Consider the following 8,164-nt stretch of genomic DNA (forward strand, 5'->3'; position numbering starts at 1 on the left):
GTGGTTGGTATGCGCGCGGGTCGGGTGGGACGTTCCGCCTGAGCCCGGGATCCGGTCTCAGGCCGTGGTAGGCATCCGGACCGGTGCTGAGCGGTGGCTCGGAGCGACTCGGTGCATCAAGTGGCTTCAGCGGGTTCGGTGAGTTCAGCGAGTTCGGTGAGCCGTTGCCGAACAGGTTCCGCGGCGGGGGCGAGCGGGTCGGGGCGTCGAGGTCGAGCAGGGCGACGGCACGGCGGCTCAGATCGGTGACGAGCGTCGCGGGCAGCCAGCCGGCGGCGATCAGCCCGGCCGCGCTGCCAGCGGGCGCCAGCGCCGCCAGCACCGCCGCGGGGGAGGGGCGCTCGCCGGGGGACTTGCGCAGGCAGGCGCTGATCAGCGCACGCAGGTCGTCCGGCACGGCGGCCAGGTCAGGCTCCCGAGACAGGACCGCGTACATCATCGCCGGCACGGTGGACGCCTGGAACGGGCTGGTGCCGGTCGCGGCGTGCACGAGCACCGCGCCGAGTGCGAAGACGTCGCTGGCCGGCCCGACGCCCCCGGCACCGATCTGCTCGGGTGCCATATATGCCGGTGAACCGACCGCCGCCCCGGTGTGCGTCAGCGCGGTCGCGTCGACCGCCCGGGAGATGCCGAAGTCGATGACCCGCGGGCCGTCCAGACTCAGCAGCACGTTGGACGGCTTGAGGTCGCGATGCACGAGACCGGCGCCGTGCACGGCGATCAGGGCCTCGGCCAGCCCGGCGCCCAGCGCCCGGACGGTGCCGAGCGGTAACGGGCCGTAGGTGCGGACCGCCTCGTGTAGCGACGGGCCGGGGACGAACGCGGTGACCAGCCACGGCCGCTCCGCGTCCGGATCGGCGTCCAGCACCGGCGCCGTCCACGCCCCGCCGACGCGGCGCGCCGCGTCGACCTCGCGCCGGAACCGTTGGTGGAACTGCGGCTCGTCCACGAGCTCGGGCCGGACAACCTTGATCGCCACTGTGCGCCCGCCGGGGCTTCGACCGAGGTACACCCGACCCATGCCGCCGGCGCCGAGCCGTTGCAACAGCCGATAGTCGCCGATCGTCTCCGGGTCGTCAGGGTGCAGAGGTAGCACTGTCGTGGTCCTCCCGATCCCGATTCGACCCGCACTGAGGATACGGGCGTCCCCCGACTCGGATGCCGATGCGTTCGTGGCGGCACTCGGCCGGGTCGTCCGCCCGGGTGGCGGGCTGGTCGTCGACTTCGGTGCGGCCGCCGAATCGATCCTGCCCGGCTTCACCGAGGCGCCGCGCACCATGCGGACCGGGGACATCACGGTGGAGACGACCACCGAGTACGACGTCGCGGCGAGCCGGCTGATCAGTCGTTACCGTTTCAGCCAAGAAGCGCGGCGACTCGACGCCACCGCGCTGCACCACGTCCACACCGGCGCCCACCTGGGCGACCTGCTGGCGAACGCCGGGTTCACCGACCTCCGCCGCTACGCCGATCCGGACGGAACCCCCTTCACGCCGGCCACCGGCCGCCTGCTGCTCGCCGCCCGCCGGGCCTAGCCCCAGGTCGGGGCGTGAGCGGAGGCGTGACGGAGCAGGCGGTGGCGGCCACGCCGCTCGCCGGGCGGCTCATGGCCAGCCGCGGAGCCCGCACATCGCTGCTCATCGCGGGTGTCGCCATGGCGGCTGGCAGCGTGGTGCTCACCGGTCTGGGGGTGAGCACCTCGCTACTCTGGTTCTTGTTGGCGTATGTGCTCGTCGGGCTAGGATTCGGCATGGTCAACGCGCTGATCACCAACACGGCCGTGACCTGCTGGCCGCCCCGTCGGGGCGCGGCCCCCCGTCCGGCGGCGCACCGGCACTGGTGATGTCGGAGCTGCGGCGCATTCTCGGTCCCACGGTTCCTCCGGGCAGGATGGTCACGATGAGTTCGCTCCCACGCGCTGACCGGCGCGATCCCACGCGGTCTTTCGCCACGGTCGCCGACGTGCCGAGATCGGAGCCGGCGGGATCGGAACCGGCGGGATCGGAGCCGGCGCGGGTGTGGCGGCGGATCCGGGCGCTCGTGATCGACCGCAACGAGCGCCGCCGGGAGGTCTGTGAGGCGCTCGACCTCAGCTTCATCCGGGTCAAGGCGCTCCTGGCGCTGCAGGCCGGGGCGTTGACGCTCGGTGAGCTCGCCGCGGCCCTGTCGATCGACCGCCCCTACACCACCCTGACCGTGCACGAGCTGGAACGGCGCGGCCTGGCCGAACGCACGGTGCACCCGGACGACCGGCGCTCGAAGCTCGTCGAGTTGACCGCGTCCGGCCGAATGGCGGCCCGACTCGCCGACGACATGCTCAACCGTCCGCCCGCGGCGCTCGTCGCGCTCGACGCGGCTGACCTCGCCGCCCTCGACCGCATCACCGCCCTGCTGGCCGGCGAGCACCCCGACGCGACGTCATAGGCCACGCCGGAGTACTCCGGCCCACGTCGGCCACGGACCGGGCGAGCGGCCCCGGCCGTACCAGGGGCGTCAGTGGGAGCCATCCGCGAGGTCGTCCACGCCCAGTTCGGCGAGCAGCGTGACGCGCAGCCGGTCGAAGGCGGGGTCGGTCCGGCGACGCGGTGACGCCACGTCCACGGGCACGTCCAGGGAGAACCGGCCCTCGGTGAGCACGATCACCCGGTCGGCGAGCAGGATCGCCTCGTCGACGTCGTGCGTCACGAACAGCACCGCCGGCTGGTGGCGCCGGCACAGCTGCTGGAGCAGAGCATGCATCCGGATGCGGGTCAGGGCGTCGAGGGCGCCGAACGGCTCGTCCAGCATGAGCAGTTCCGGCTCCCGCACGAGCGCCCGCGCCAGGGCCACTCGCTGCGCCTCGCCGCCGGACAGCGTCGCCGGCCACGACCGTTCCCGGCCAGACAGGCCGACCTCGGCGAGTGCCGCGCGGCCGCGGTCGGCGACGTCCCGGCCGGACAGGCCGAGCGTGACGTTCGGCAGGACCCGCTTCCACGGCAGCAGCCGCGACTCCTGGAAGACGACCGAGCGCCGCCGGGCGGCCAGTACCTCACCCTCGACGCCGTCGTCGAAGCCGCCCAAAATCCGGATCAGCGTGCTCTTCCCCGACCCGCTGCGGCCGAGCAGGGCGACGAACTCGCCTGGCGCGATCGTCAGATCGAGCCCGTCGAGCACCACGTGCTCACCGAAGACGCGGCGCAGCCCGCGGACGCGCACTGCGGCCCCGCGCCCGGCAGCGGCGGGTCCGCCGGCGTCGTCGGTGCCGGCGCGCGCCAGGACGGCGACCCCGCCACCCACCCCGGGTGCCGGGTCCGCCCCCGCCGCGTACGCCGGGTGCTGCGGGTCCTGCGTGCTCACGTTCCGTCGAAGCCGCGGCGCCATGACAGCAGCGTCCTTTCCAGGATGCGGACCAGGCCGTCGCTGACCAGCCCGAGGATTCCGTAGACGACCAGGCAGAGCACGATGATGTCGGTGCGGTTCCAGGACTGCGCGCTGTTGAGCAGGTACCCGAGACCGGAGTCGGTGTTGACCTGCTCGGCGAACACCAGCAGCAGCCAGGCCACGCCGAGCGCCCAGCGCAGCCCGACGAGGAAGCCCGGTGCGGCGCCCGGCACGATCACCGAGCGCACCAGCCCGAACCGGCCCAGCCCGAAGGTCTGCCCGGCCTCCACGAGCCTGGCGTCGACGCCGCGGATCGCCGCGTAGGTGTTCATGTAGATGGGGAACGCGACGCCGACGGTGATCAGGAAGATCTTGGCGCTCTCGCCGATCCCGATCCACACGATGATCAGCGGCAGCAGGGCGATGACCGGGATCGTGCGCAGGAAGTTCATCGCCGAGTCGACGACGTCCGAGGCCGCCCGGAAGAAGCCGGCTACTACGGCGAGTGCCAGCCCGATGCCGACGCCGAACAGCACGCCGGCCCCCACCCGGTACAGGGAGGCACCGAGACTGTCGACGAGGTCGCCGCTGCGCCACAGTTCACGGGCCGCGCCGAGGACGGCCGCGGGCGAGGCCAGCGCGCGATCGCTGACGAGGCCGAGCCCCGTCACGGCCCACCACAGCGCGAACAGCAGCGCCGGGCCGAGGAAGCGGCGTACCTCCGGCGGCACCCGACGCCGCCTGGTGGTGCGGCGCCGCCCGGCGGTGGGATCCACCAGGACGACCGGGGGCCGCCCCGGCGTCGTGACCACGGCCGCCGCCGGCTCGGCCGCGAGCGGACCTGGGGACGCCGTGCGCAGCCGGGCGACATCGCGGTGCGAGATCAGTTCGGTCATGTCGATCCTTCCGTCGCGGGCGGGCCCGCTCAGGCCGCCGGGAACGCCTTCGCGAAGGCCGCGGTCAGCTCGCCGTTGAACGCGGGGTCGAGCTCGTTGTCGACGTCGAGGGACTTCGGCAGCTCACCGACGCCGCCCAGCAGCCGGGCCTGCACCCGCTGGCTGTCCACGAAGGCGGGAGAGACCGGCCGGTAGCGGGTCTCAGACAGCGAGTCGAAGTACTTGCGCGAGGCGACCGGATCCTGCTTGAGCTGGTCGACGTAGTACTTCTGGACCCAGGTGGCGGCGTTCGCCTTCGGCCAGGACCACGCCCGCGCCAGCCGCAGGACGAAGTCGCGCACCGCGGTGCGCTTCGCCGGGTCCTTCAGCGCCGACTTCGAGGCGAGCAGCACTGAGTACTGCGGCAGCGGACGGGTCTGGATCTCGTAGGAGCCGGGGGCCTGCTTGGCGACGGCGGCCGCGTACTGCCGGACATAGACGATCGCGTCGACCTTGCCGGAGGCCAGCGTCGAGGTCAGGCTGGTGACGGGCACGTTGACCGTGCTGATGTCCTCCTGGCCCAGACCGGCGAGGTCGAGCTGGTTGAGCAGGTAGCCGTGCAGTGACGTGCCGAGGGTGAACGCGACCCGCTTGCCGCGCAGATCGGCCGGCGTCCGGATCCCGGAGCCGGCTCTCGCAATGATCGTCTGGCCGTTCACGGGGTTCTCTGCGACGGAGATCGCCACGACACCGGCGTTCGCGGCGTTCGCGAACAGCACCGGCGTGTCACCCATGTAGCCGACGTCGAGCCGCCCGGCGCTGAACGCGGCATTCATGTGCGGCCCGTCGGCGAACGTGCTGTAGGTCAGGCCGTACGGGGCGCCCCTGGCCGCACCGGACAGCGTCAGCGGCAGCTCGAGGGTCTTGCTCTGGTCGCCGATCCGCAGCGTCACCCGCCGGTCGCCAGCCGTCGCCCGCGCGCCGTCCCCGCCGCCGCTGCCGCAGGCGGCCAGGAGCACCGCGATGAGCGCGGCGAGTCCGGCGGTCAGGAGGGAAGGACGCCGCGCCCACGGTTGTCGATGATGCATCGAAGATCTCCCTGTTGGTCATGGAATCTCGGCCGCTGGTGCGATTTCGGCCGGTGGTCGGCGGCCGTCCGGTGTGCGCCGAGAGCCGCGAGGGAGATGGCCCTCGCGGCTCTCGGCGGATTTCTCGGCCCTCGGTTCGGGGCCGTGGGTGGGGCTCTGCGGGCCCGCTGGTCGGGATCCCGTCAGGTCCCGAGGAAGGGTTCGCCGGCGACGAGTTCCGACTCCCGACCGTCCACGCCCACCGGGATGTCGCCCTCGATGGTCACCCGGTACAGCACCCGGTCGAAGTCGAGGTGGCCGAGGTCGGACGGCCCCAGATGAGCGGTCGCCCGGTTGTCCCAGAACGCGATGTCGCCCGGGTTCCACTTGAACCGCACGGTGAACTCGGAGCGGGAGATCTGGTCGTAGAAAACGTCGAGGATCTGCCGGCTCTGCTTCGGCGAGAAGCCGATGATCTCGCCGTCCTTCGCAGTGAAGCTCGGGCTGACGAACAGCGCCCGCTCGCCGGTCTCGGGGTGCACCCGTACCACCGGGTGGATCGCCACCAGTGGGTTGGCGGCCACCCTGCGGCCGTACTCGCTGTCGCTGGGGAAGTTCCCGAAACTGTGCCGGGCGCGCAGGCCGTCCGCCAGGTTCCGCAGCGGCTCGGGCAGCCCCTGGTAGGCCGCCACCAGGTTCGTCCACGCCGTGTCCCCGCCGTACGGGGGGATGACGTCGCCGCGCAGGATCGACGCGGTGGGCGGGTTCACCAGGGCGGTGACGTCGGTGTGCCAGCCGTTGTCGTAGGTGGCCTTCCGCCTGCCGAAGACCTTCGCGTACCGGCGGCTGTCGATCGGCAGGATCTCGGGGAAGCCGGCCGGCGGCGCCTCCTCGTGCGGGTGCGCCGGCGTCAGCCGGCCGAACCGGCGCCCGAACGCGACCTGCTGGGCGTGGTCGATGTGCTGGTCCCGAAAGAAGACCACCTTCCACTGGTGCAGCGCCGAGCGGATCTCCGCCACGGTCGCGTCGTCGAGCTCCTCGCGCAGGTCGATCCCGTGGATCTCGGCCCCCGTATGGCCGGAGAGCGGGCGGACGTCGAGGCCCAGGGCGGTGGATGTGATGCTGGTCATCCTGCAGTTCCTCCAAGGGGCGGAAAAAGGGATGGGTGTAGCCGGAAAGGGGGTGTCCGACGTTTTCGCGCGCTGCCGTGTCAGGCTTTTGGTCGCATGCCGTCAGGGCAGTCGGGATCAGCCGAGAGAGCAGCCGGGAATGCAGACGAGGATGGCAGGATCGGCGTCTTTGCCGCGTGCATGCCTCATTTTTCGCTCGGCGCTGGGTGCGGCGTAGAGCCGGATTCAGCCCACCGAGACGTGGCGGTGGATATCCCGCGTCAACATCGACGACAACACCGGTCGTGAGGCGGAGAAATACCCTCGCCGTCGCGTCCGGTGTTGTTCACAGGTCAATCTTCGGTGATGACCGGCGGGGTCGTCAATATTTTGTGTTCCGCTGAAATTAATTGCGTCGGCGGGCGAGCGGGGTGGCCGGTCGGCGAGTAGAAGCCGCCCCCACGGCCGGGGCGGGCCGGGGCAGCGCCAGGTCGGCGGGCAGGCTGTGCGGGCTGCGGTGCACCGCGTCGAGCACCGTCGCGCCCGCGGCGACCGCGAGCACGTCGGGGCCGAAGCTGCTTGGCAGCACCATCCGTTCGGGTTCGGCACATACCCGGGAGTGCGCAGAGATCTCGGCGAACAGGTCGCCCCGCAGGGCTGGCAGGAACAGGGTGGCGGCCTCGGTGAGAACGACGACCTCCGGATCCATCATGTCGACGAGCAGGGCGATCAGCCGTCCCACCACCCGCAGCCGGTCGCGGAAGAGCGCCACGGCGCGACGGTCGCCGCCGAGGGCGGCGGACAGCAGGTCCTGCAGGTCCGGCCGGGAGATGATCCCCTCGTCGGCGGCGTGCCGCAGCAGCGTGCTCTCGGACAGGGTGGCCTGCACGCAACCGGACCGGCCGCACCGGCAGGGCGCGTTACTGTCGGCGAGCCGCAGGTGGGCGATACCGCCGGCGGCGGAGTTCGGGCCGATGTGCACCGAGCCGTCGGTGGCGAACGCGGCGTCGGCGACGTTGCCCACGAACAGGTGCAGCAGGCTGCGCCGGGCCCGCGGGTCGCCGAAGAGAATCTCCGCCTGTGCCAGTGCCCGGGCGTGCCCGTCGACGTGCACCGGCAACCCGGTGGCCGCCGCCAGCACGTCGCGCACCGGGACGTCCCGCCAGTCCAGCGGCTCGTGCTCGACCACCAGGCCGAGCTCGGGGTCGACCCGACCACCGGTGACCACGCCCAGCCCCAGCACTCGGCTTCCGCCGGCGTGCCGAGCGAGGAACCCGGACAGGTGTTGGATGATCATCCGGAGGACGGCCGTGGCGTCTCCCTCACGCGGCCGCTGCTCCCGCGCGACCACCTGGCCGCGAAGGTCGACCACGCTGAAGGTCACGAACGGGACCGCGATGTGCACGCCGCAGGCGAGATGGCGCCGGGTGTCGACGTCGAGCGGCACGTGCGGGCGCCCCGCCCGCGGGGACAGCGAGCTCGCCGGGAGCTCGCGCAGCAGGCCCAGCGAGATCAGCCCCGCGGTCTGCCGCGACACCGCCGCCGGGCTGAGCCCCGTGGCCCGGCCGATCGCCGTGCGGGCGACCGGCCCGTGGTCGAGCACCGTCCGCAGGATCGCCGCCGCGGCGCCGGAGCCGATGCCACCACCACCAGTCGGACCGGCCCCCGTCGGACCGGTGCCGGTCGATCCGGCCCCTGCTGGGCTGGCTGACGGTGCTGTGGCCAATCCGGGGGCGCCTGCGCGGCCGGGGGG

The 8,164-nt window shown here is 72.5% G+C and carries 9 protein-coding genes; 3 read left to right on the plus strand and 6 right to left on the minus strand.

The features are described 5' to 3' along the window. Positions 1-1,096, minus strand: a 1,096-nt coding sequence (locus NBZ83_RS27260; RefSeq protein WP_261576062.1) for a serine/threonine-protein kinase, incomplete at its 3' end; no start/stop codon positions are given. Positions 1,097-1,172: 76 nt separating this feature from the next. Here NBZ83_RS27260 and NBZ83_RS27265 point away from each other — a divergent pair. The 3 genes from NBZ83_RS27265 to NBZ83_RS27275 are packed head-to-tail and all read left to right on the plus strand — an operon-like array spanning position 1,173 to position 2,424. Beyond that, positions 1,173-1,535, plus strand: a complete 363-nt coding sequence (locus tag NBZ83_RS27265; protein WP_261576063.1) for a hypothetical protein — start codon at positions 1,173-1,175, stop codon at positions 1,533-1,535. 14 nt (positions 1,536-1,549) lie between these two features. Beyond that, positions 1,550-1,843 (plus strand): MFS transporter, encoded by a 294-nt coding sequence (locus tag NBZ83_RS27270; RefSeq protein ID WP_261571071.1) that lies wholly within the window; start codon positions 1,550-1,552, stop codon positions 1,841-1,843. A 56-nt stretch (positions 1,844-1,899) separates the two neighbouring features. Beyond that, positions 1,900-2,424, plus strand: a complete 525-nt coding sequence (locus NBZ83_RS27275) for a MarR family winged helix-turn-helix transcriptional regulator (RefSeq protein ID WP_261576064.1) — start codon at positions 1,900-1,902, stop codon at positions 2,422-2,424. Between the two features lie 69 nt (positions 2,425-2,493). Here NBZ83_RS27275 and NBZ83_RS27280 read toward each other — a convergent pair whose 3' ends face one another. The 5 genes from NBZ83_RS27280 to NBZ83_RS27300 form a co-directional block, all read right to left on the minus strand. Beyond that, the gene (locus tag NBZ83_RS27280) at positions 2,494-3,360 is read right to left on the minus strand and encodes an ABC transporter ATP-binding protein (protein WP_261571073.1); all 867 of its coding nucleotides are present in this window, start codon (positions 3,358-3,360) and stop codon (positions 2,494-2,496) included. Next, the gene (locus tag NBZ83_RS27285; protein ID WP_261571074.1) at positions 3,333-4,256 is read right to left on the minus strand and encodes an ABC transporter permease; all 924 of its coding nucleotides are present in this window, start codon (positions 4,254-4,256) and stop codon (positions 3,333-3,335) included. The genes NBZ83_RS27280 and NBZ83_RS27285 overlap by 28 nt, the downstream gene beginning before the upstream one ends. Positions 4,257-4,285: 29 nt before the next feature. Continuing rightward, on the minus strand, positions 4,286-5,323 hold the full coding sequence (locus NBZ83_RS27290) for a PhnD/SsuA/transferrin family substrate-binding protein (RefSeq protein WP_261571075.1): 1,038 nt from the start codon (positions 5,321-5,323) through the stop codon (positions 4,286-4,288). Between the two features lie 182 nt (positions 5,324-5,505). Continuing rightward, complete coding sequence (locus NBZ83_RS27295) at positions 5,506-6,432, minus strand: TauD/TfdA dioxygenase family protein (protein WP_261571076.1); 927 nt, start codon at positions 6,430-6,432, stop codon at positions 5,506-5,508. Between the two features lie 385 nt (positions 6,433-6,817). Beyond that, the coding region (locus NBZ83_RS27300; RefSeq protein ID WP_438803341.1) for an ROK family protein at positions 6,818-8,164 on the minus strand (1,347 nt) is incomplete at its 5' end.

The sequence above is a fragment of the Frankia gtarii genome (assembly GCF_025403375.1).
GTDB lineage: Bacteria > Actinomycetota > Actinomycetes > Frankiales > Frankiaceae > Frankia > Frankia gtarii.

Excerpts from the sequence above, each read along its gene's own strand:
- NBZ83_RS27275 (WP_261576064.1), top strand. The coding sequence starts at position 1,900 with ATGAGTTCGCTCCCACGCGCTGACCGGCGCGATCCCACGCGGTCTTTC.
- NBZ83_RS27280 (WP_261571073.1), bottom strand. The coding sequence starts at position 3,360 with ATGGCGCCGCGGCTTCGACGGAACGTGAGCACGCAGGACCCGCAGCAC.
- NBZ83_RS27285 (WP_261571074.1), bottom strand. The coding sequence starts at position 4,256 with ATGACCGAACTGATCTCGCACCGCGATGTCGCCCGGCTGCGCACGGCG.
- NBZ83_RS27290 (WP_261571075.1), bottom strand. The coding sequence starts at position 5,323 with ATGCATCATCGACAACCGTGGGCGCGGCGTCCTTCCCTCCTGACCGCC.
- NBZ83_RS27295 (WP_261571076.1), bottom strand. The coding sequence starts at position 6,432 with ATGACCAGCATCACATCCACCGCCCTGGGCCTCGACGTCCGCCCGCTC.